The following is a 23,191-nucleotide window of genomic DNA, read 5'->3' on the forward strand; positions in this document are numbered from 1 at the left end:
CGCTAATTAAGCGGGCTTTTTCAAACTTTAAGCAGTCAATTATTCAGCTTCGGCGTTTAACGCGTCTGCTAATGCTTGCTCTGCATCTTCAGCTGATACTGTTTCTTCTGCTTCATCAAAAGCGGCTGCTGCAGCTGCTTTTTCTTGATGATAGCTGAAACCTGTACCTGCAGGGATCAGACGACCAACGATTACGTTTTCTTTTAGACCACGTAATTCATCACGCTTGCCGCTTACCGCTGCTTCAGTCAATACGCGCGTTGTTTCTTGGAACGACGCCGCAGAGATGAATGATTCAGTAGCAAGTGACGCTTTAGTAATACCTAGTAAGTCGCGATCGAATTTAACTAAGTCTTTACCTTCAGCTGCAAGCTTACGGTTTGCAATTTTCACTGTTGATACTTCAACTTGCTCACCAACTAAGAACTCTGATTGGCCAGCATCTGTGATGATTGCTTTACGTAACATCTGACGACAGATCGCTTCGATGTGCTTGTCGTTAATTTTTACACCCTGTAAGCGGTAAACTTCTTGAACTTCATTTACGATGTAGTTCGAGAATGCAGTAATACCACGTAAGCGTAGAATGTCATGTGGTGACTCTGGACCGTCAGCGATAACTTCGCCGCGCTCAACTGATTCACCTTCAAACACGTTAAGCTGACGCCACTTAGGAATCATCTCTTCGTGCGCATCACCCTCAGCTGGAGTGATTACTAGACGCTTCTTACCTTTCGTTTCTTTACCGAAGCTTACAACACCAGAGATTTCTGCAAGGATTGCAGGCTCTTTAGGCTTACGTGCTTCAAATAAGTCCGCAACTCGAGGTAGACCACCCGTGATATCACGAGTCTTCGAACCTTCTTGTGGGATACGCGCTAGTACGTCACCCGGAACTACGTCTGCACCATCACGTACTTCAATTGTAGTGAATGAAGGTAGACGGATTTCCTGAAGACCTGAATCACCAGCGTCCATGATTAACTTTGGCTCTTTCGCATTTGCTAAAGACAAGTCTTTAACTACGGTACGAGTTAGACCTGTAAGTTCATCAGTTTGAACCTCAGTGTTCGCTTCTTCAACGTCAGAGAATTGAATCTTAGCTGGACGTTCTACGATAATTGGGTGTGAATGCGGGTCCCAGTTAGCAACAGTATCGTTACCTTTTACCTCTGCACCGTCAGCAATCGTCATTACAGCACCGTAAGGTAGCTTGTAACGCTCACGCTCACGACCGTGGTCATCGATTACCGTTACTTCTGCTGAACGAGAGGTAATTACTAGTTTACCGTCTGCATTCGTAACGTGCTTAGCATTGTGAAGACGGATTGTACCGTCGTTCTTAACTTGTACGCTGTTTGCTGCAGTGTTTCGTGATGCCGCACCACCGATGTGGAACGTACGCATCGTAAGCTGTGTACCTGGCTCACCAATCGACTGAGCTGCGATAACACCAACTGCTTCACCTTGGTTGATAAGGTGACCACGAGCAAGGTCACGACCGTAACACATTGCACAAACACCAAAGTCGTTGTCACAAGTAATGATTGAACGAACTTCAACTTCGTCAACTGAGTGCGCTTCTAAAAGGTCACACAGTTTTTCGTCAAGCATAACGCCTGCTTCAACTAATACTTCGTCAGAGTTAGGTGCAGTAACGTCAGATAGCGTTACACGACCTAGTACACGTTCACGAAGTGGTTCAACAACGTCACCACCTTCAATTAGTGGCTTCATGACTAGACCTTCGGTCGTGCCACAATCAACTTCGTTAACAACCAAATCTTGACCAACATCAACAAGACGACGTGTTAGGTAACCCGAGTTCGCTGTCTTAAGTGCGGTATCGGCTAGACCTTTACGAGCACCGTGAGTCGAGATGAAGTACTGAAGTACGTTTAGACCTTCACGGAAGTTTGCCGTGATTGGTGTTTCGATGATTGAGCCATCTGGCTTAGCCATTAGACCACGCATACCAGCTAGCTGACGAATCTGTGCCGCACTACCACGAGCACCAGAGTCGGCCATCATAAATACGCTGTTGAATGAAGGTTGAGTTTCCTCTTCACCGTCACGGTTAATTACCGTTTCAGTAGAAAGGTTGTCCATCATCGCCTTCGAAACTTTTTCGTTCGCAGTAGACCAAATATCGATTACTTTGTTGTACTTCTCACCAGCAGTTACAAGACCTTGTTGGAACTGGTCTTGGATCTCAGCAACTTCTGCTTGCGCGTCTTCGATAAGATCGTACTTAGCTTGTGGGATAACCATATCATCGATACCGATTGAGTTACCCGCTAGCATCGCATAGTGGAAACCTGTGTACATGATTTGGTCAGCAAAAACGACAGTATCTTTGATACCTAGTCGACGGTAACACTCATTGATTAACATTGAGATTTGTTTCTTACCGATCGCTTGGTTCATCAGATCAAACGGGAAACCTTCAGGTGCAATCATTGATAAAATCGCACGGCCAACCGTTGTTTCTTTGATAACAGTCTTAGAAGTACGCTCACCGTCAGCGGCGATAGTAACTTCTTGCATACGTACTTTAACGCGTGCGTGTAGATCTGCATTTCCTGAACGATATGCTTTTTCTGCTTCTTTAGGATCTTTAAATACTTGACCTTCGCCTTTCGCGTTAATGCGATCACGAGTCATGTAGTAAAGACCTAATACAACGTCCTGTGAAGGAACGATGATTGGCTCACCATTCGCTGGAGATAGGATGTTGTTTGTAGACATCATAAGAGCACGCGCTTCTAACTGCGCTTCTAGCGTTAGAGGTACGTGTACCGCCATTTGGTCACCATCGAAGTCGGCGTTGTATGCCGCACAAACTAGTGGGTGAAGCTGAATCGCTTTACCTTCGATAAGTACCGGTTCAAACGCTTGGATACCAAGACGGTGAAGCGTTGGTGCACGGTTAAGCATTACAGGGTGTTCACGGATAACTTCATCTAAGATATCCCAAACTTCTGCTGCTTCTCTTTCTACCATTTTCTTCGCAGCTTTGATGGTTGTAGCCATGCCACGAATTTCTAATTTGCCGTAGATAAATGGCTTGAATAACTCAAGTGCCATTTTCTTAGGTAGACCACATTGGTGTAACTTAAGAGTAGGACCAACTGTGATTACAGAACGACCAGAGTAGTCAACACGCTTACCTAGTAGGTTCTGACGGAAACGACCTTGCTTACCTTTGATCATATCTGCCAAAGACTTAAGAGGACGCTTATTAGAACCAGTAATCGCACGACCACGACGACCGTTATCTAATAACGCATCAACCGCTTCTTGTAACATACGTTTTTCGTTGCGAACAATGATGTCCGGAGCCGCTAGGTCAAGAAGACGCTTCAAACGGTTGTTACGGTTGATTACACGACGGTATAAGTCGTTCAGGTCTGAAGTCGCAAAACGACCACCGTCTAGAGGTACTAAAGGACGTAGATCAGGTGGAAGTACAGGAAGTACAGTCATTACCATCCACTCTGGGCGGTTGCCAGATTGAACGAATGCTTCCATTAACTTCAAACGCTTAGTTAATTTTTTACGCTTAGTTTCAGAAGTAACTGTAGGTAGTTCTTCTTTCATTTCTGCGTATTGCTGGTTGATGTCGATGTCTTTAAGAAGTTCGAATACCGCTTCGGCACCCATCTTCGCATCAAACTCATCACCGTGCTCTTCTAATGCATCTAGGTATTCTTCTTCCGAAAGCATTTGACCTTTTTCAAGTGTCGTCATGCCCGGCTCTGTTACTGCGTATGATTCGAAGTAAAGAACACGTTCGATATCACGTAACGTCATATCAAGCATTAAGCCGATACGAGACGGAAGTGACTTAAGGAACCAGATGTGTGCAACCGGGCTAGCTAGCTCGATGTGACCCATGCGCTCACGACGCACTTTAGTCAACGTTACTTCAACGCCACATTTTTCACAGATAACACCACGGTGTTTAAGACGCTTGTACTTACCGCACAAACACTCGTAATCTTTCACTGGGCCGAAAATACGCGCACAGAATAAACCATCACGCTCAGGTTTGAACGTACGATAGTTAATGGTCTCAGGCTTTTTAACTTCACCAAAAGACCAAGAGCGAACTACGTCTGGTGACGCTAAGCCGATTCGAATTGAATCAAACTCTTCGCTTTTATTTTGTTGTTTCAAAAACTTAAGTAAGTCTTTCACTTTTGTTCTCCTGTCGGAGTGAAACATAGGGGCGCAATTGTGAAGTTACGCCCCACCACTCAATTTAAACTACCTTTCGGTTTCCCGATTGGCTTATTCTTCTTCCAGCTCGATGTTTAGACCTAGCGAGCGAATCTCTTTCAACAATACGTTGAATGATTCTGGAATCGCAGGTTCCATACGGTGGTCGCCATCTACGATGTTCTTATACATCTTAGTACGACCATTCACGTCATCTGACTTAACCGTTAGCATTTCTTGAAGGGTATATGCCGCACCGTATGCTTCAAGTGCCCATACTTCCATCTCACCGAAACGCTGACCACCGAACTGAGCTTTACCACCAAGTGGCTGCTGCGTAACTAAGCTGTACGAACCAGTTGAACGAGCGTGCATCTTATCGTCAACCAAGTGGTTAAGTTTAAGCATGTACATGTAACCAACTGTTACTTTACGCTCAAATTCGTTACCTGTACGACCGTCAAATAGTGTGAATTGACCACTACGCGGCATGTCGGCTAGTTCAAATAAGTCTTTAATTTCTTCTTCAGCTGCACCGTCGAATACTGGTGTTGCAATTGGAACACCGGCGCGAAGGTTTTCAGCAAGACGACGTACTTCATCATCAGAGAAGCTATCAATATCAACTTCCTGACGTGATGTACCTGACGCGTAAACTTTGCCTAAGAACTCACGGATTTCCGCTAATTCTTTTTGCTCTTTGATCATGCGGTCTAGTTTTTCACCAAGACCACGAGCGGCCATACCTAGGTGAGTTTCTAAAATCTGACCGATGTTCATACGCGATGGTACGCCCAGAGGGTTAAGTACGATATCTACTGGTGTGCCGTGTTCGTCATGTGGCATATCTTCTACCGGAACGATAGTTGAGATAACACCTTTGTTACCGTGACGACCAGCCATTTTATCACCAGGCTGAATACGACGTTTAACAGCTAAGTAAACTTTAACGATTTTAAGTACGCCAGGCGCTAGATCATCACCTTGTGTGATCTTACGACGCTTGATTTCATACTTCTTCTCGTATTCTGCACGCAGTTCTTCGTAGCTTGCTGCTAGCTGTTCTAATTCAGCTTGGCTACCTTCGTCGCTTAAGCTTTGCTGGAACAATTTGTCGCCTTCTAACTTAGCAACGTCATCAGCGTTTAAGCCACTTGCTACTAGGAGTTCACGTGTACGAGAGAACGTGTTGTTCTCAAGAATACGGAATTCTTCGTTTAAGTCTTTCTTAGCTTGCGCTAGCTGCATCTCTTCGATGTCTAGTGCACGCTTGTCTTTTTCTACGCCATCACGAGTAAAGACTTGAACGTCAATTACCGTACCAGAAACAGAGTTAGGTACACGCAATGAACTGTCTTTTACGTCTGACGCTTTTTCACCGAAGATTGCACGTAATAGCTTTTCTTCTGGTGTTAATTGAGTTTCGCCCTTAGGTGTTACTTTACCTACAAGGATATCGCCGCCTTTAACTTCAGCACCGATATAAACAACACCTGAATCATCCAATTTACCTAGTGCTGCTTCACCAACGTTAGGGATATCTGAAGTGATTTCTTCAGGACCTAACTTAGTATCACGAGCCACACAGCTTAATTCTTGGATGTGGATTGTTGTTAAACGATCTTCTTGAACAACACGCTCAGAAACAAGGATTGAATCCTCGAAGTTGTAACCATTCCACGGCATGAATGCCACGCGCATGTTTTGACCAAGTGCTAATTCACCTAGGTCTGTTGATGGACCGTCAGCTAACACGTCACCGCGTTGTACTGGCTCACCAGCAAATACAGTAGTTTTTTGGTTAATACATTTGTTTTGGTTAGAACGTGTGTATTTCGTCAAGTTGTAGATGTCGATACCTGCTTCACCAGGTAAGCATTCGTTTTCGTTAACTTTAACAACGATACGAGACGCATCGGCGTAGTCGATTACACCGCCACGCTTAGCAACAACTGTTACACCAGAGTCTTTAGCTACAGTTGCTTCAACACCTGTACCTACTAACGGCTTATCAGCGCGTAGAGTTGGTACTGCTTGACGTTGCATGTTCGCACCCATTAGGGCACGGTTAGCATCATCGTGTTCTAGGAACGGGATCAAACTTGCCGCTACTGATACAACCTGCTGTGGAGCCACGTCCATGTATTGAACTTGGTCAGCAGATGTAATAGTAAATTCGTTTTTATAACGACATGGTACAAGTTCAGCCACTAAGCGGCCTTCCGCGTCCATTTCCGCACTCGCCTGAGCGATTACGAACTTATCTTCTTCGATTGCAGAAAGGTAATCGATTTCACCTGTTACCTGACCGTCTACAACACGGCGGTATGGTGTTTCTAAGAAACCGTATGAGTTTACGCGAGCGTAAACAGATAATGAGTTAATTAGACCGATGTTTGGACCTTCCGGAGTTTCGATTGGACATACACGACCATAGTGAGTCGGGTGAACGTCTCGAACTTCGAAGCCTGCGCGTTCACGAGTCAAACCACCTGGGCCTAAGGCAGAAATACGACGCTTGTGCGTTACTTCTGATAGAGGGTTGTTTTGGTCCATGAACTGAGATAACTGGCTCGAACCAAAGAATTCTTTGATTGCTGCAGAAATCGGCTTAGCATTAATTAGATCTTGTGGTGTTGTGTTGTCTAAGTCACCTAAGCTTAGGCGCTCTTTAACAGCACGTTCTACACGTACTAGACCAACACGGAATTGGTTTTCAGCCATTTCACCAACAGAACGAATACGACGGTTACCTAAGTGGTCAATATCGTCAACATCGCCTTTACCATCACGAATACCGATCAACACTTTCATAACATCAATGATGTCATCATTGCTTAATGTGCCTTCACCGGTTAAGTCATCACGACCAACACGACGGTTGAACTTCATTCGACCTACAGAGGATAAATCATAACGCTCTAGAGAGAAGAATAGGTTATCAAATAAAGCTTCAGCCGAGTCTTTTGTCGGTGGCTCACCAGGACGCATCATGCGGTAGATTTCGATCAACGCTTCTAGGCGATTCGTTGAGCTATCAATGCGCAATGTGTCAGAGATGTAAGAACCGTGATCAAGTTCGTTTGTGTAAATGATCTCGAAAGATTTGTGGCCTGCTTGCGCTAGCTTCGCTAATAGCTCTAGGCTGATTAGATCGTTTGCGTTCGCAATCACTTCACCAGTAGATTCATCGATGTAGTTCTTCGCTAGAACTTTGTCGATGATGTACTCATGAGGTACTTCAATTTGGTTGATTCCTGCTTTTTCCATCTGACGGATGTGACGAGCAGTAATACGACGGCCAGTTTCTACGATTACTTCACCATCTGCATCTTTGATATCAAATACTGCAGTTTCACCGCGTAAGCGTGAAGGTTGAAGTTCCATCAAAATCTTTTCGCCTTTGATTTCAATTGAAATGAAATCGTAGAACATCTCTAGAATTTCTTCAGTAGAGTATTCTAGTGCACGAAGAATGATAGACGCAGGTAATTTACGACGACGGTCAATACGTACGAATAAGTTATCTTTAGGGTCGAATTCAAAGTCTAACCAAGATCCACGGTAAGGAATAACGCGGGCATTATATAAAACTTTACCTGAAGAGTGAGTCTTACCTTTGTCGTGATCGAAGAATACACCTGGTGAACGGTGTAACTGAGATACGATAACTCGCTCAGTACCATTGATTACGAAAGTACCGTTTTCTGTCATTAACGGCATTTCACCCATGTAAACTTCTTGCTCTTTGATATCTTTTACAGTACCAGGAGCAGCTTCTTTGTCCATTAGAACTAAACGCAGTTTCACACGAAGTGGTGCTGCATATGTAACGCCGCGAATTTGACATTCTTTCACATCGAACACAGGTTCGCCGATGCGATAGCTAACAAATTGTAATTCGGCACTACCAGAATAGCTCTTGATAGGGAAAACAGAACGGAATGCCGCTTCGATGCCGTTGTTACCGTCTACGTCCGCTTCAATAAACTTGTTGTATGATTCAAGCTGAACTTGTAGAAGATAAGGCATGTCCAAAACGTGTTCGCGTTTGCCAAAATCCTTACGAATTCGTTTCTTTTCAGAATAAGAGTAAGCCATGTGGTTCCTCAGCTTGCTGATTTTAGACCCTATTAGCCTGCTAGGCGCATTGCCGCAGACTACCTTTTAACAGCAAAAATTTGCTATAACCCGCTTCAGTAGCAAGAAACACAGGTCTTTAGGCATTTACCAAGGCAAATCTGCCTCTAGTTGGTTCACAAACAGTGAACTTTAATACAACGATTTGCGCCTAAGTCCATGTAATTCTTAACTACAAATGGTGGTATAAAAAAGTTTTACCATCATTTACTGCACTATAAAAGTTTTTAGACAGTTATAGCGCAAAAAGGCCGGTGATATTTTATCACCAGCCCATGCCTAAATTTTAGGCAGATAATCTATGTAAAGATAGATTATTTAAGCTCAACAGTTGCACCTGCTTCTTCAAGCTGTGCTTTAAGCTCTTCTGCTTCTTCTTTAGAAACACCTTCTTTGATTGGTGCTGGAGCAGACTCAACCAAAGTTTTAGCTTCTTTAAGACCAAGACCAGTTGCACCACGTACCGCTTTGATAGCAGCAACTTTGTTACCGCCAGCAGACGCTAGGATTACGTCGAATTCAGTCTTCTCTTCAGCAGCGTCACCGCCAGCTGGACCAGCAACAACAGCAGCAGCTGCAGTTACACCGAATTTTTCTTCCATAGCTTCAACTAGTTCAACTACTTCCATTACTGACATTTCAGCAACTGCGTCTAAGATTTGTTCTTTAGTTACAGACATTTTTAAATTCCTAACTTGTTTAAGCGATTTATTCGCTTGTAATAACTTTCACCTAAAAACTGCAAATTTAATAGCACGAGGCTAATTAAAATTAAGCAGCTTCTTTCGCTTCTTTTACTGCAGCTAGTGTCTTCACTAGTTTGCCTGCAGAAGCTTCTTTCATAACACTCATCAAACGTGCGATAGCTTCGTCGTATGTAGGTAGTGAAGCAAGTAGCTCAACATCTACTACGTCGCCTTCAAATGACGCTGTTTTTAGTTCGAACGCTTCGTTCTTCTTAGCGAAGTCTTTGAAAAGACGTGCGCCAACACCTGGGTGCTCTTTAGAGAACGCGATTAGCGTAGGACCTACAAATGCATCAGAAAGACATTCGAAGTCAGTACCTTCAACTGCGCGCTTAGCTAAAGTGTTGCGAACAACCTTCATCCAAACACCGTTGTCACGAGCTTCTTTACGAAGTTCAGTGATTGCAGTTACAGATACACCACGAGCGTCTGCTACTACTGCAGACAGAGCGTCTTTGGCTGCTTCTTGGACTTCAGCAACGATTGCTTTTTTGCCATCAAGATTTAATGCCATTAGCTTTTCTCCTGGTTATTAAAATGACCTAGGCCATTTTGATTATGTTCAAGACAAGTCTTGAACGGTTCCGGTGAAAGCCAGAAGTGGAATCTTCTGGGGTTATCACCATCTGCGTAGGAAATTAAGTTATTGTGATAATTCACGCTAACACCTACGGTCTTGGATGGAGGCACTAACTAGTAGTACCTCAACCCGAATTTTTTATTACTTTTCAGCAGTTACAGACGCTTGGTCTAGTGTAACGCCAGCACCCATCGTTGTAGAAAGAGAAACTTTCTTGATGTAAGTACCTTTTGCTGAAGCAGGCTTCGCTTTAAGAATCGCGCCTAGTAATGTTTCTAAGTTGCCTTTAAGAGCAGCAACGTCAAAGTCAGCTTTGCCGATAGAAGCGTGTACGATACCGTTCTTATCGTTGCGGTAACGAACCTGACCAGCTTTTGCATTTTTAACTGCAGTTGCTACGTCTGGAGTTACTGTGCCAACTTTAGGGTTAGGCATAAGACCACGTGGGCCTAAGATTTGACCTAATTGACCAACAACACGCATTGCATCTGGAGATGCAACAACAACGTCGAAGTTCATTTCGCCAGCTTTAACTTGCTCAGCAAGGTCTTCCATACCTACAACGTCAGCGCCTGCTTCTTTAGCAGCGTCAGCGTTTGCACCTTGTGTAAATACTGCAACGCGAACGTCTTTACCAGTACCGTTTGGTAGTACAGTTGCACCACGAACGTTTTGGTCAGATTTACGAGGATCGATGCCTAGGTTGATTGCAACATCTACGCTTTCAGTGAATTTAGCTGTCGCTAATTCTTTAAGTAGAGCTACCGCTTCTTCGATGCCGTATTCACGAGTTGCATCAACTTTTTCACGAATTAAACGTGCGCGTTTTGTTAATTTAGCCATTGATTAACCCTCTACATTCAAGCCCATTGCACGAGCAGAGCCGGCAATAGTACGTACTGCTGCATCCATGTCGGCTGCAGTTAGATCTGGTTCTTTAGTCTTAACGATTTCTTCCAACTGTGCACGTGTAACCGTACCCACTTTTTCAGTGTTTGGACGACCTGAACCAGACTTGATGCCAGCTGCTTTCTTAAGCAAGTAAGATGCAGGTGGAGTCTTAGTTTCAAATGTAAAAGAGCGATCGTTGTAAACAGAGATAACAACAGGTACTGGAGCACCTTTGTCCATTTCACCTGTTTTAGCATTAAACGCTTTACAGAATTCCATGATGTTCACACCATGTTGACCTAGAGCAGGACCAACTGGAGGACTTGGGTTTGCCATACCAGCTGCAACTTGCAACTTGATTAGGGCTTCAACTTTTTTAGCCATTTTAGCTTCCTCATTTATGGGTCATTGCCTAGTAAGAACGAGGTTTCTTACTTATCGGCTTCCCGGTTTAAAACTTTGTTTGTAAATCGAACAAAAAATTATGTTCAGACACAAACAAAAGGGTCGCGCATTATATAGACAATCGCGACCCTTTTCAATACCAAAATTCCATTTAGAATTGTGATTATTTGTCTTTTTCTACCTGACCAAACTCAAGTTCAACTGGGGTAGAACGACCGAAGATAAGTACTGATACTTTAACTCGGCTCTTTTCGTAATCCACTTCTTCAACAACACCATTGAAGTCAGCAAATGGACCATCAGTAACACGAACCACTTCACCCGGTTCAAACAACGTTTTCGGCTTCGGCTTATCAACGTTTTCTTCTAGGCGGTTAAGAATTGCTTCTGCTTCGCGGTTTGAGATAGGCGCAGGACGATCTGAAGTACCACCGATGAAGCCTAATACACGAGGTGTATTTTTAACTAAGTGCCAAGCTTCTTCGTTCATCGCGATTTCTACAAGCACATAGCCTGGGAAAAACTTACGCTCTGAGCGACGCTTTTGACCTGCACGCATCTCAACAACTTCTTCAGTTGGTACTAATACACGACCAAAGTAATCTTCCATACCTTCGATCTTAATGTGCTCTTCTAATGATTTAGCCACACGGCCTTCATAACCAGAGTAGGCTTGAACTACGTACCAACGAAGTTTGTTTTCTGATTCAGACATGCAATTAAGCTCCTATACCTGTAAGTAGAGCTACTGCCCAGCGTAAAAACATATCTAAGAAATATAGAATAATCGCGATAACTGCAGTAGCGGCAAAAATAATCAGTGTAGTTTGCGTTGCTTCTTGACGTGAAGGCCAAATAACTTTGCGAACTTCTTTGTTCGATTCTTTAGCAAAACCAATAAACGTTTTACCTTTTGCTGTTGTTGCAGCAAAGAAACCTGCAATAACAACTGCTGCTACAACACCGACAGCACGGATTAGTACAGACTCTTGGTCAAACATGTTATTCGCGATTACTGCACCCGCTAATAAAGCGATAGCAATTACCCATTTTACTACATCCAGTCCATTGTTTGACTGTTCTACGTTGGCACTCATTGAAACACCTTAGTTACTACATTTGTAAAAATTGTCATAAAACCCCAAACGACAACACTCATAAAATCCTGTCGTTTGAGGTTTGGCAGGGGCGGAGGGACTCGAACCCCCAACCATCGGTTTTGGAGACCGCTGTTCTACCAATTGGAACTACGCCCCTGCAACAACATCCATTTCGTGTTCATTATTTGCCCAATGAACACATACACCACTTTTGTGAAGTCTTATTTTTTAAGGGAATCATAAAAGCGGGAGCGCCATTATACTTAACTGTTAATATGACGCAATAAAAACCTTTATAGAGACGAGGCGTAGATCGGTCCGGATCTTTATTCACCTCATCAGTCTATTGGGCAAAATGTTAGGGTTATTGCGTTGATTTGTTTTTAAATACTCGCTTACCAGCGACCCATGTTTCTAATACTCTTGTTTTCCAGAGATCTTTAGGTTGGACGGCAAAGATATCTTGATCTAACAAAATGAAGTCAGCCCATTTTCCAGCTTGCAGACCTCCTATTTTCGTTTCTTGATGTGCGCCGAATGCTGCGTCGATAGTAAAGGCTTTTAAGGCTTGTTTAACTGTCATGGCCTCTTCCATTATCCATCCGCCCTGTGGCTGGTTATCTCGGTCTTGCCTTGCTACAGCAGCATGAACGCCAAAGAAAGGATTTGCTAATTCTACTGGAAAATCCGAACCCGCGACGATTTTAGAACCCTGTTTCAAAAAGGATTGCCATGCATAAGCGCCTTTTAATCGAGCCTCTCCTATGCGTTTTGGTGCCATACTCTTATCTGACGTTGCATGTGTTGGCTGCATTGAAGGAATAATATTGAGTGTTTTAAATCTAGGTATATCTTCAGGATGCACAACCTGAGCGTGCTCGACTCTATGACGTAAAGCGTCGCCGTTAATCAACGTTGACTCTGGCTTCTTAAACACACGTTCAAATTCATCCAGGGCAATTCGATTCGCTCTGTCACCAATGGCGTGAATATTGATTTGAAAGCGGTGTGCCAAAATAGTGTCAAAAAGCGGGGTTAGTTTCTCTTTGGAAGTGACTAATAGCCCCTGATTATGGCGGTCATCGTGGTATGGTTCGAGCAAGGCTGCACCTCTACTTCCTAAAGCACCGTCGCCGTATATTTTTACGCTTCGAATTGATAAAAAATCATTTTCGTCACTGATGTACCCCTGCTTCAACATCAACTCTAAGTTCGGATCTGTCGCGGCAAGCATGCCATAAATTCGGACATCGAGCTCTTTACTGTCGGCTTTCGCGCGATACAAATTATATGTATCCAAGTCGATTCCTGCGTCGTGCATACTGGTAACACCCAATGAAAGTAAGTGATCGTTCGCTGTATTTAAAGCAAGGGCCATTTCAGCCTGGCTCGGCGCTGGAATTTTTTCCATAACCAAAACTTCAGCGTTGTCGATAAGAACGCCAGTTGGATTACCATCCTTATCTTTTATTATTTCGCCACCTTCTGGCGAAATAGAGTTACGGGTAATACCCGCCAATTCCATCGCTTTGGTATTTAACCACGCTGCATGACCATCAACGCGACTGAGATATACAGGACGATCAGAGATATATTCATCTAACTGCTTAGCGGTAGGATATTTGTTTTCAGGCCATATTTCTTGGTTCCAGCCTCTTCCTTTTATCCAAGTTACTTGAGGGTTTTTGGCCGCATATTGCGCCACTTTTTTTGCAGTTTCTTGAGCAGATTTTAAATCTCTTACATCAACATTTAATTGGTTAAAACCAAGCCCAAGCATATGGCCATGACCATCGATAATACCAGGTAACATGGTTTTACCTTTGCCATCAGTAACCTTCGCGTCTGGGTATTGAGACACTATAGATTTATCGCCCACTGCGAGAATTTTTCCATCTTCAAACGCAATTGAATCAAACGTAACAAACTCTTCAGAAGTGGTGTAGGTATATCCCTTAACATTTGTAATGACGGTAGGTTCAGCATTTGTAGCAACTGAAAATACAGACATAAGGATTGCAGTAATGGATATTATTTTAGTTTTCATATTACTTAAGCCTATTTTTTAAACTATGACTTAGCGTAACAATAAAATGGAGAATGAGTAAGACTAGAGTGTTAGGCGACCGGCTTTGAACGTCCAAAAACAAAAAAAGCGCTCAAAGAGCGCTTTTTTATTTTAATCTATCGGGTTCGATCATGAGGTTAGACCGAGGAAGAAGCGCGCAGTGTGCAAATGCACATGAGCTTGACCACCAGGGACGGTGGAAAAGCCGAAAATGCAGGACAAAGTTTTCGGTAACCGCAAAACAAAAAAGGCTCCCGAAGGAGCCTTTTCAATAATCAGTTATAAATAACAGATTAGTCTAGGATTGATGCAACAACACCAGCACCTACAGTACGGCCACCTTCACGGATAGCGAAACGTAGGCCTTCGTCCATCGCGATTGGAGCGATTAGCTCAACAACCATCTTGATGTTGTCACCTGGCATTACCATTTCTACGCCTTCTGGTAACTCAACTGCACCTGTTACGTCTGTTGTACGGAAGTAGAACTGTGGACGGTAACCTTTGAAGAATGGAGTATGACGACCACCTTCTTCTTTAGATAGTACGTATACTTCTGATTCGAACTTAGTGTGTGGGTTGATTGAACCTGGCTTCGCTAGTACTTGACCACGCTCAACTTCGTCACGCTTAGTACCACGTAACAATGCACCAATGTTCTCACCTGCACGACCTTCGTCTAGAAGCTTACGGAACATCTCAACACCTGTACAAGTTGTCTTTGTAGTTTCTTTGATACCTACGATTTCAACTTCGTCACCAGTATTGATGATACCGCGCTCAACACGACCTGTTACTACTGTACCACGACCTGAGATTGAGAATACGTCTTCGATAGGCATGATGAATGGCTTATCGATGTCACGCTCTGGCTCTGGGATGTATGAATCTAGCGCTTCTGCTAATTCAACAATCTTGTCTTCCCACTCTTTCTCGCCTTCTAGTGCTTTAAGAGCTGAACCTTGGATTAATGGTAGGTCGTCACCTGGGAATTCGTACTCAGAAAGTAGTTCACGTACTTCCATTTCTACTAATTCTAGTAACTCTTCGTCGTCTACCATGTCACATTTGTTCATGAATACTACGATGTAAGGTACACCAACCTGACGTGAAAGTAGGATGTGCTCACGAGTCTGTGGCATTGGACCGTCTGTTGCAGCAACAACTAGGATCGCGCCGTCCATCTGTGCAGCACCAGTGATCATGTTTTTAACATAGTCAGCGTGTCCTGGACAGTCTACGTGTGCGTAGTGACGAGTTGGAGTGTCGTACTCAACGTGTGAAGTTGAGATTGTGATACCACGCTCACGCTCTTCTGGAGCATTATCGATTTGTGCGAAATCTTTTGCTTCACCACCGTATACTTTTGCAAGTACGTTCGTGATTGCTGCAGTTAGTGTAGTTTTACCGTGGTCAACGTGACCGATTGTACCAACGTTAACGTGCGGTTTCGTACGTTCAAACTTTTCTCTTGCCATTTTCAGACCTATATAAGTTTATTTAAGTAATACGCAAAAAGCGTGAGTTAATAATAATAGCATGAGAAGAAAAGAAGTGGTGCTGATAGGCAGATTTGAACTGCCGACCTCACCCTTACCAAGGGTGCGCTCTACCGACTGAGCTATATCAGCAAAGATGTTTGGAGCGAGCAGCGGGAATCGAACCCGCATCATCAGCTTGGAAGGCTGAGGTAATAGCCATTATACGATGCTCGCGTAGACACGACTTCACGACCCAAGCTTTTAAGGTCGCGAGCCGACCTTTGATTTACCAAGACGATGTGTCTCAATAAAAGAAAAGTGGTGGAGGGAGGTGGATTCGAACCACCGAAGGCAGAGCCGTCAGATTTACAGTCTGATCCCTTTGGCCACTCGGGAACCCCTCCACGAGTAAGATTTGATGGTGCCGACTGCCGGAATCGAACTGGCGACCTACTGATTACAAGTCAGTTGCTCTACCAACTGAGCTAAGTCGGCACGTCATCAAGTGGGGCGAATTCTATGGGAAGACTTTTGATTGTGCAAGAGTTTGTGCGAAGTTTTTTTGTGTTTTTCGTTTGTTTGATGATGTTTTAAACAAAAAGGATAAAATTTGACAATTAATTCAACAAAACGACTAGAATCGATTTAATCCAACAAAAATCAAATTGTCGATTAATTCAAATTCTCCTTCCAAATTTTGACCTATAAGTGCAGCGTCACCGCCAGTTAGGATAACTTTGGGACGTACCGATCCATTATTCATGTCACTACATAATCGGATCGCCTTCTCTACTGTACCTGTTGCCATATTGATAACACCACTTCTTAACGCGTTGGGTGTAGAAGTACCGAAGGGTTCTAATATTGGAGCCTCGTTGGAGAAAACTTTTGGTGCCCTATCGATGATACTCTGTTCCATTAGGTGTAATCCCGGAACTATCCAACCGCCGAGATGTTGTTTTTGATGATCGATGACATCAACAGTTATTGCTGTTCCAGCATCAACAACGACACACACTTGATTTGGAAATAAGAGGTCAACCGCCAATACGCCAAGCCAACGGTCGACACCTAGAGTTTTGAAATCGTTATAACCCGAAACCACACCAAATGACTGTTGTTCAGTTACTACTTCTTTAGCAGTAACACCCTGCTCTTTTGCTAGAACCAAAAAGTCATTCAGTTCTTTTGAGTTAGAAACGTCGGAATAAATAACAGCATCAAACAAATTAAACTGCTTTAGTGCTTGATCATGAGAAACTAATTGGATACCAGTCTCATCAGCTACGGCGTATTTACAACGAGTGTTTCCACTATCTATTAACAATTTCATTTTTTGACTCTTGTTGGCGCTCTTATGCTCTTCGAAGACTCACCTCACCACCGAAGATTCTTGAGATTACATTGTCCTCTTCGATAAGTAACGCACCCGTTTCGTCTATTCCAATACATCTACCGGATTTGACTCTATCTCCTGTGGTGATGTTTACCACATCGCCCTCGAAGGCATTTCTATTATTCCAGAGTTTGTACAGTTTAGTTAATTTATCTACACGGAAAGCATCAATGACCTTGTCTAACTCTGCAAGTAGAACAGCGATAAATTCATTTCTATCTATGGTCTTTTTAGACACCATTTGTAAATCGGTCCATGGCTGTGTGATCAATTCTGCCGACTCCTCTGGCATATTGACGTTTATCCCTATACCAATTACTAAATGACAAAAGCCATCACTTTGACCTTCAGCTTCAACTAAAACACCAGCTAACTTTTTATTGTTAACCATTACATCATTTGGCCATTTTAGTTCGGCTACCACGCCGGTGTAACGCTCTATCGCGTTACTAATAGCGAGACCAATCACTAGGCTAAGTGCTGCTACCTCACTTAACCCTTCATGGGATTTAAAGTATCTAGATAAATATATATGACTGCCAAAAGGGCTTATCCATGATCTGCCACGACGGCCACGGCCTTCCGTTTGACATTCTGATATCACGGTCAAACCATCATCAATGTCCTGTTTTGACCTAATCAAATCCATTAGACGCTGATTCGTAGAGTCAATAATTCCATGAACTTCAATATTGAGGTTATTACCACACAGCTCCATCAATCGTTGTTGATCAATCAAGTTGAACGGTTCAGCCAATCGATAGCCCTTACCCGTAACTGAAAATATATCGATACCTAAAAGCGTTAGTGATTTAACGTGCTTTGCAATGGCAGCACGAGAAATTCCTAGCTCTTTTCCGAGTTGTTCGCCGGAATGAAACTTGCCATCCGAAAGTGCCTTTGCAATCGCTATTTTATTGTCTTGTTTAGCCATTACTGCTCCGCGTTTTCGACACTAATCTCTCCCTGGCTGCCTATTAGTCGTACCTCTGTCTCTAGAACAACAGAAAATTTTTCAAATACTGTGTTTTGCACTTTTAAAATTACTTCCTTTAGTGCTTTACCTTGAGCGACTCCAGACTTATTAACTAGAACTAGTGCCTGTTTATCGTGTACTGCAATACCACCATGTTCAAAACCTTTTAATCCACATTTATCTATCAGCCAACCAGCAGCAAGCTTAAATTTATTATCAAGTGTTGGATAAATAGGTGCATCGGCGTAATGTTTTACTATCTCGTCTGCAATGTTACGTTCAACAATAGGGTTTTTGAAAAAGCTTCCTGCATTACCCAATACACTTGGATCTGGTAACTTAGAACCTCTTATAGAAACCACCTTATCAAAGATGTCCTTTGCACTGGGGCTTTTTAGTTGTGCTAGCTCGCCATAAGTACAAACCGGTACCCAAGTTTTAGGAATTTTAAAAGTCACGTTAGTGATCACAGCGGTTGATTTTAGGTTATGTTTAAAAACGCTATCACGATAGCCAAAGAAGCATTCCTCATTCACTAGCGTTTTTGTGCTCCCGTCTGTTAAATCGAAGTACTCAACCTTAAAAATAAAGTCCTTAACCTCTACGCCATAAGCACCAATATTTTGTATCGGTGAAGCGCCAACAGTTCCTGGTATAAGCGCTAAGTTCTCCAAACCATACACTTCATTTTCTAATAGCCAGACTACAAAATTATGCCAATTTTCGCTCGCAGCACCTGTTACAAAATAATCCGTTTCCGTCTCTTTAATGGCCTTTCCCTTTAAATTTAGACGAACTACTTCACCAGAAAAGTCTTCGAGGAATATGGTATTTGAACCTTCGCCAAGAACAACAAAATCATAACCATTTGCCTTGCCAACAAAGCGATTTAATTCAGTGACATCTTCAATTATTGAAATCTTTTTTGCGTTTGATTTTAATTTGAAAGTATGAAGGTTTTGGACGGAATTCAATGTGGACATGCTCTCTTACCATTTTGTGAGAACTATACATTGAAAGCAGTGACTTTTACACTACGTTTAGCGAAAGCTAATATATGTCGCGTTAAAGTAGCTTTGATAAAGTTCTAAGTTGACCACGAACATATAATCTTAAACAAAAACGAGTAATTCGACGAACCTCTTCAATTAGTTAGCTAGTACTAACAAATCTTTTAATCTTTACATTGAGTAAATCGCAGGCATAAAAAACGATGGAAAGGAGTCCGAGTGTCGTTGTGCCAGGGATGGCAAAGAACGACGACCGAGCGAGGGAGCAAGCATCTTAACGAAACTGTCGGTTTAAACAATAAGGCGGTGAGCTCTATTACTCCGGGCATCCTGCCCTCCGCCCTTCGGGCCAGCTAAAGCTGTTCTAATTCGTTCCAGACGAATTAGTCGCATGGGGTTGCCATACTCGAATAGATAAATCGCAGGCAATAAAAAACGATGGACAGGAGTCCGAGTGTCGTGGTGCCAGGGATGGCAAAGAACGACGACCGAGCACAGCGCCTTGAATGTTTAACGCCTAAAACGAAAAAATCCCCCGTACTTACGTACGAGGGATCATTCAATTGGAGCCTGGCGGTGAGCTACTCTCGCATGGCAAATGCCAAACTACCATCGCCGCAGCTGCGTTTCACTTCTGAGTTCGAAATGGAGTCAGGTGGTTCCACAGCGCTATTGCCACCAGGCAAAGCTGTTTTGTAATCGATGTCCTAAAACACCGTTTACGAATATGTTCTAACAATTAGAAAGCTGTAAGGTAATTTGATTATCAGTGCTCGAGAACACTTAAGCGTTGTATGGTTAAGCCTCACGGGCAATTAGTATTGGTTAGCTTAACGCCTCACAGCGCTTCCACACCCAACCTATCAACGTTGTAGTCTTCAACGACCCTTTAGAGACCTTAAAGGTCTAGGGATGACTCATCTCGAGGCTCGCTTCCCGCTTAGATGCTTTCAGCGGTTATCGATTCCGAACATAGCTACCGGGCAATGCCATTGGCATGACAACCCGAACACCAGCGGTTCGTCCACTCCGGTCCTCTCGTACTAGGAGCAGCCCCTCTCAATCATCCAACGCCCACGGCAGATAGGGACCGAACTGTCTCACGACGTTCTAAACCCAGCTCGCGTACCACTTTAAATGGCGAACAGCCATACCCTTGGGACCGACTTCAGCCCCAGGATGTGATGAGCCGACATCGAGGTGCCAAACACCGCCGTCGATATGAACTCTTGGGCGGTATCAGCCTGTTATCCCCGGAGTACCTTTTATCCGTTGAGCGATGGCCCTTCCATACAGAGCCACCGGATCACTATGACCTACTTTCGTACCTGCTCGACGTGTCTGTCTCGCAGTTAAGCTTGCTTCTACCATTACACTAACCGTACGATGTCCGACCGTACTTAGCAAACCTTCGTGCTCCTCCGTTACTCTTTGGGAGGAGACCGCCCCAGTCAAACTACCCACCAGGCACTGTCCACAACCCCGATTAGGGGCCAATGTTAGAACATCAAACATACAAGGGTGGTATTTCAAGGATGGCTCCACCTGAACTGGCGTCCAAGTTTCAAAGCCTCCCACCTATCCTACACATGTAGGCTCAATGTTCAGTGCCAAGCTATAGTAAAGGTTCACGGGGTCTTTCCGTCTAGCCGCGGGTACACTGCATCTTCACAGCGATTTCAATTTCACTGAGTCTCGGGTGGAGACAGCGTGGCCATCATTACACCATTCGTGCAGGTCGGAACTTACCCGACAAGGAATTTCGCTACCTTAGGACCGTTATAGTTACGGCCGCCGTTTACCGGGGCTTCGATCATGAGCTTCTCCGAAGATAACCCAATCAATTAACCTTCCGGCACCGGGCAGGTGTCACACCCTATACGTCATCTTTCGATTTAGCAGAGTGCTGTGTTTTTAATAAACAGTTGCAGCCACCAGGTCACTGCGACCGGCACCAGCTTAGAGAGCGCGTCTCATCACCAGCACCGGCGTACCTTCTCCCGAAGTTACGGTACCATTTTGCCTAGTTCCTTCACCCGAGTTCTCTCAAGCGCCTTAGTATTCTCTACCTGACCACCTGTGTCGGTTTGGGGTACGGTTCTTAATCATCTGAAGCTTAGAGGCTTTTCCTGGAAGTATGGCATCAATGACTTCCGCTCCGTGGAGCGTCGTCTCGTATCTCAGTTCTAACCGCCCGGATTTACCTAAGCAGTCAACCTACATACTTTCACACGGACAACCAACGCCGTGCTCACCTAGCCTTCTCCGTCCCCCCATCGCAATGATTAAAAGTACAGAAATATTAATCTGTTTCCCATCGACTACGCATTTCTGCCTCGCCTTAGGGGCCGACTTACCCTACCCTGATTAGCATGGGATAGGAACCCTTGGTCTTTCGGCGTGGGGGTTTTTCACCCCCATTATCGTTACTCATGTCAGCATTCGCACTTCTGATATGTCCAGCAAGCTTCTCAACTCACCTTCAACCACTTACAGAACGCTCCCCTACCCAGCGCATAAATGCGCTGCCGCAGCTTCGGTGTCATGTTTAGCCCCGTTACATCTTCCGCGCAGGCCGACTCGACTAGTGAGCTATTACGCTTTCTTTAAAGGGTGGCTGCTTCTAAGCCAACCTCCTAGCTGTCTAAGCCTTCCCACATCGTTTCCCACTTAACATGAACTTTGGGACCTTAGCTGGCGGTCTGGGTTGTTTCCCTCTCCACGACGAACGTTAGCACCCGCCGTGTGTCTCCCGGATATTACTTTACGGTATTCGGAGTTTGCATGGGGTTGGTAAGCCGGGATGGCCCCCTAGCCCAAACAGTGCTCTACCCCCGTAAGTATTCGTCCGAGGCTCTACCTAAATAGATTTCGGGGAGAACCAGCTATCTCCCGGTTTGATTAGCCTTTCACTCCTAGCCACAGGTCATCCCCTAACTTTTCAACGTTAGTGGGTTCGGTCCTCCAGTTGATGTTACTCAACCTTCAACCTGCCCATGGCTAGATCACCGGGTTTCGGGTCTATACCTTGCAACTAGACGGGCAGTTAACCCTCGCTTTCACTACGGCTCCCCTATTCGGTTAACCTTGCTACAAAATATAAGTCGCTGACCCATTATACAAAAGGTACGCAGTCACATAACAAGTATGCTCCTACTGCTTGTACGTATACGGTTTCAGGTTCTATTTCACTCCCCTCACAGGGGTTCTTTTCGCCTTTCCCTCACGGTACTGGTTCACTATCGGTCAATTGGGAGTATTTAGCCTTAGAGGATGGTCCCCCTATCTTCAGTCAAGGTTTCACGTGCCCCGACCTACTTAATATGTCCAACATGGCTTGTCGTGTACGGGACTATCACCCACTATCGTTGCACTTTCCAGAGCATTCCACTAAACCATGCTGATTCGGCTGTTTCCCGTTCGCTCGCCGCTACTTAGGAAATCTCGGTTGATTTCTTTTCCTCCGGGTACTTAGATGTTTCAGTTCTCCGGGTTCGCCTCGCTAAGCTATGTATTCACTTAGCGATACCCTAAAAGGGTGGGTTTCCCCATTCGGAAATCGTGGTCTATAACGGTTTTTATCACCTTAACCACGCTTATCGCAGATTAACACGTCCTTCATCGCCTCCAATTGCCAAGGCATCCACCGTATACGCTTATTCACTTAACCATACAACCTTAAGTATTCTCATACTCTCGGATGCATCATCTTGTGTCTTATTTATAACGAAACATGTTGTATAGGCATGTTCGTTTTGACATAAATAACGCTTGAGTTTTCTCTTACAGTGATAATCAAAATTATTTTTAAATTGTTGAATAACAAATTTAATAAACAATAATGTTTACCTTATTTATCAGCTTTCCAAATTGTTAAAGAGCACGAGTCACAAAGGACTCTAAAGAATAAACACTTTTGCAAATGTGTATTATTTAGAGCTTTATTTTAGAGAAACCGTTCAGTATGGTGGAGCTACGCGGGATCGAACCGCGGACCTCTTGAATGCAAATCAAGCGCTCTCCCAGCTGAGCTATAGCCCCATACTAAGTGTTACTTAATCCTTTCAGGCATTGGTAGGCCTGGGCAGACTTGAACTGCCGACCTCACCCTTATCAGGGGTGCGCTCTAACCAGCTGAGCTACAGGCCTTCAGGATTCTCTTCTCATATTTCGTAAT

At 44.0% G+C, this 23,191-nt stretch carries 13 protein-coding genes, 7 tRNA genes and 2 rRNA genes; all 22 read right to left on the reverse strand.

Features of this window, described 5'->3' with window-relative positions; all coding sequences use genetic code 11:
• Positions 1-39: 39 nt before the first annotated feature.
• The 22 genes from rpoC to J1N51_RS08575 all read right to left on the reverse strand — a co-directional run bounded on the left by rpoC (position 40) and on the right by J1N51_RS08575 (position 23,163).
• A complete protein-coding gene (gene rpoC, locus J1N51_RS08470; protein WP_208830359.1) occupies positions 40-4,200 on the reverse strand; it encodes a DNA-directed RNA polymerase subunit beta' in 4,161 nt (1,386 codons plus the stop codon).
• A gap of 93 nt (positions 4,201-4,293) precedes the next feature.
• Positions 4,294-8,322, reverse strand: a complete 4,029-nt coding sequence (gene rpoB, locus J1N51_RS08475; protein ID WP_208830361.1) for a DNA-directed RNA polymerase subunit beta — start codon at positions 8,320-8,322, stop codon at positions 4,294-4,296.
• A gap of 353 nt (positions 8,323-8,675) precedes the next feature.
• Positions 8,676-9,041 (reverse strand): 50S ribosomal protein L7/L12, encoded by a 366-nt coding sequence (gene rplL / locus J1N51_RS08480; RefSeq protein WP_208830363.1) that lies wholly within the window; start codon positions 9,039-9,041, stop codon positions 8,676-8,678.
• 91 nt (positions 9,042-9,132) lie between these two features.
• Positions 9,133-9,621 carry a 50S ribosomal protein L10 gene (gene rplJ / locus J1N51_RS08485; protein WP_208830365.1) on the reverse strand — a complete coding sequence of 163 codons (489 nt, stop codon included), beginning with the start codon at positions 9,619-9,621 and terminating at the stop codon, positions 9,133-9,135.
• 207 nt (positions 9,622-9,828) lie between these two features.
• Positions 9,829-10,530, reverse strand: coding sequence for a 50S ribosomal protein L1 (gene rplA / locus J1N51_RS08490; RefSeq protein WP_208830367.1), 702 nt, complete (start codon positions 10,528-10,530; stop codon positions 9,829-9,831).
• 3 nt (positions 10,531-10,533) lie between these two features.
• Entirely contained in the window at positions 10,534-10,962 is a 429-nt protein-coding gene (rplK, locus tag J1N51_RS08495; protein ID WP_208830369.1) for a 50S ribosomal protein L11, read from the reverse strand.
• A 184-nt stretch (positions 10,963-11,146) separates the two neighbouring features.
• Positions 11,147-11,698, reverse strand: coding sequence for a transcription termination/antitermination protein NusG (nusG, locus tag J1N51_RS08500; RefSeq protein WP_208830371.1), 552 nt, complete (start codon positions 11,696-11,698; stop codon positions 11,147-11,149).
• Between the two features lie 4 nt (positions 11,699-11,702).
• The gene (secE, locus tag J1N51_RS08505) at positions 11,703-12,080 is read right to left on the reverse strand and encodes a preprotein translocase subunit SecE (protein WP_208830373.1); all 378 of its coding nucleotides are present in this window, start codon (positions 12,078-12,080) and stop codon (positions 11,703-11,705) included.
• 83 nt (positions 12,081-12,163) lie between these two features.
• A tRNA-Trp gene (locus J1N51_RS08510) sits at positions 12,164-12,240 on the reverse strand.
• 207 nt (positions 12,241-12,447) lie between these two features.
• Positions 12,448-14,130 (reverse strand): amidohydrolase, encoded by a 1,683-nt coding sequence (locus tag J1N51_RS08515; RefSeq protein ID WP_208830375.1) that lies wholly within the window; start codon positions 14,128-14,130, stop codon positions 12,448-12,450.
• 314 nt (positions 14,131-14,444) lie between these two features.
• Positions 14,445-15,629 carry an elongation factor Tu gene (tuf, locus tag J1N51_RS08520; protein WP_208830321.1) on the reverse strand — a complete coding sequence of 395 codons (1,185 nt, stop codon included), beginning with the start codon at positions 15,627-15,629 and terminating at the stop codon, positions 14,445-14,447.
• A gap of 77 nt (positions 15,630-15,706) precedes the next feature.
• A tRNA-Thr gene (locus J1N51_RS08525) sits at positions 15,707-15,782 on the reverse strand.
• A 9-nt stretch (positions 15,783-15,791) separates the two neighbouring features.
• A tRNA-Gly gene (locus J1N51_RS08530) sits at positions 15,792-15,866 on the reverse strand.
• Between the two features lie 85 nt (positions 15,867-15,951).
• A tRNA-Tyr gene (locus J1N51_RS08535) sits at positions 15,952-16,036 on the reverse strand.
• A gap of 15 nt (positions 16,037-16,051) precedes the next feature.
• Positions 16,052-16,127 (reverse strand) — tRNA-Thr (locus J1N51_RS08540).
• A 139-nt stretch (positions 16,128-16,266) separates the two neighbouring features.
• The gene (locus tag J1N51_RS08545) at positions 16,267-16,965 is read right to left on the reverse strand and encodes a type III pantothenate kinase (protein WP_208830377.1); all 699 of its coding nucleotides are present in this window, start codon (positions 16,963-16,965) and stop codon (positions 16,267-16,269) included.
• Between the two features lie 22 nt (positions 16,966-16,987).
• Positions 16,988-17,962: a bifunctional biotin--[acetyl-CoA-carboxylase] ligase/biotin operon repressor BirA gene (birA, locus tag J1N51_RS08550; RefSeq protein WP_208830379.1), complete on the reverse strand. Its 975-nt coding sequence runs from the start codon at positions 17,960-17,962 to the stop codon at positions 16,988-16,990.
• Complete coding sequence (gene murB / locus J1N51_RS08555; RefSeq protein WP_232842772.1) at positions 17,962-18,987, reverse strand: UDP-N-acetylmuramate dehydrogenase; 1,026 nt, start codon at positions 18,985-18,987, stop codon at positions 17,962-17,964. Before murB ends, birA begins: the two co-directional genes overlap by 1 nt.
• 595 nt (positions 18,988-19,582) lie before the next feature.
• A 5S ribosomal RNA gene (rrf, locus tag J1N51_RS08560) occupies positions 19,583-19,697 on the reverse strand.
• Positions 19,698-19,808: 111 nt separating this feature from the next.
• Positions 19,809-22,684 (reverse strand): 23S ribosomal RNA (locus J1N51_RS08565).
• 295 nt (positions 22,685-22,979) lie between these two features.
• Positions 22,980-23,055: transfer RNA gene (locus tag J1N51_RS08570), tRNA-Ala, on the reverse strand.
• 31 nt (positions 23,056-23,086) lie between these two features.
• Positions 23,087-23,163, reverse strand: a tRNA-Ile gene (locus tag J1N51_RS08575).
• Positions 23,164-23,191 lie beyond the last annotated feature (28 nt).

Origin of the sequence: Psychrosphaera ytuae (assembly GCF_017638545.1) — a bacterium.
Classification (GTDB): domain Bacteria; phylum Pseudomonadota; class Gammaproteobacteria; order Enterobacterales; family Alteromonadaceae; genus Psychrosphaera; species Psychrosphaera ytuae.

What these genes read in the sequence shown, in the direction of transcription:
- rpoB (WP_208830361.1), bottom strand. Translation starts at nt 8,322, where the DNA reads ATGGCTTACTCTTATTCTGAAAAGAAACGAATTCGTAAGGATTTTGGC.
- rplL (WP_208830363.1), bottom strand. Translation starts at nt 9,041, where the DNA reads ATGTCTGTAACTAAAGAACAAATCTTAGACGCAGTTGCTGAAATGTCA.
- rplJ (WP_208830365.1), bottom strand. Translation starts at nt 9,621, where the DNA reads ATGGCATTAAATCTTGATGGCAAAAAAGCAATCGTTGCTGAAGTCCAA.
- rplA (WP_208830367.1), bottom strand. Translation starts at nt 10,530, where the DNA reads ATGGCTAAATTAACAAAACGCGCACGTTTAATTCGTGAAAAAGTTGAT.
- rplK (WP_208830369.1), bottom strand. Translation starts at nt 10,962, where the DNA reads ATGGCTAAAAAAGTTGAAGCCCTAATCAAGTTGCAAGTTGCAGCTGGT.
- nusG (WP_208830371.1), bottom strand. Translation starts at nt 11,698, where the DNA reads ATGTCTGAATCAGAAAACAAACTTCGTTGGTACGTAGTTCAAGCCTAC.
- secE (WP_208830373.1), bottom strand. Translation starts at nt 12,080, where the DNA reads ATGAGTGCCAACGTAGAACAGTCAAACAATGGACTGGATGTAGTAAAA.
- J1N51_RS08515 (WP_208830375.1), bottom strand. Translation starts at nt 14,130, where the DNA reads ATGAAAACTAAAATAATATCCATTACTGCAATCCTTATGTCTGTATTT.
- tuf (WP_208830321.1), bottom strand. Translation starts at nt 15,629, where the DNA reads ATGGCAAGAGAAAAGTTTGAACGTACGAAACCGCACGTTAACGTTGGT.
- J1N51_RS08545 (WP_208830377.1), bottom strand. Translation starts at nt 16,965, where the DNA reads ATGAAATTGTTAATAGATAGTGGAAACACTCGTTGTAAATACGCCGTA.
- birA (WP_208830379.1), bottom strand. Translation starts at nt 17,962, where the DNA reads ATGGCTAAACAAGACAATAAAATAGCGATTGCAAAGGCACTTTCGGAT.
- murB (WP_232842772.1), bottom strand. Translation starts at nt 18,987, where the DNA reads ATGTCCACATTGAATTCCGTCCAAAACCTTCATACTTTCAAATTAAAA.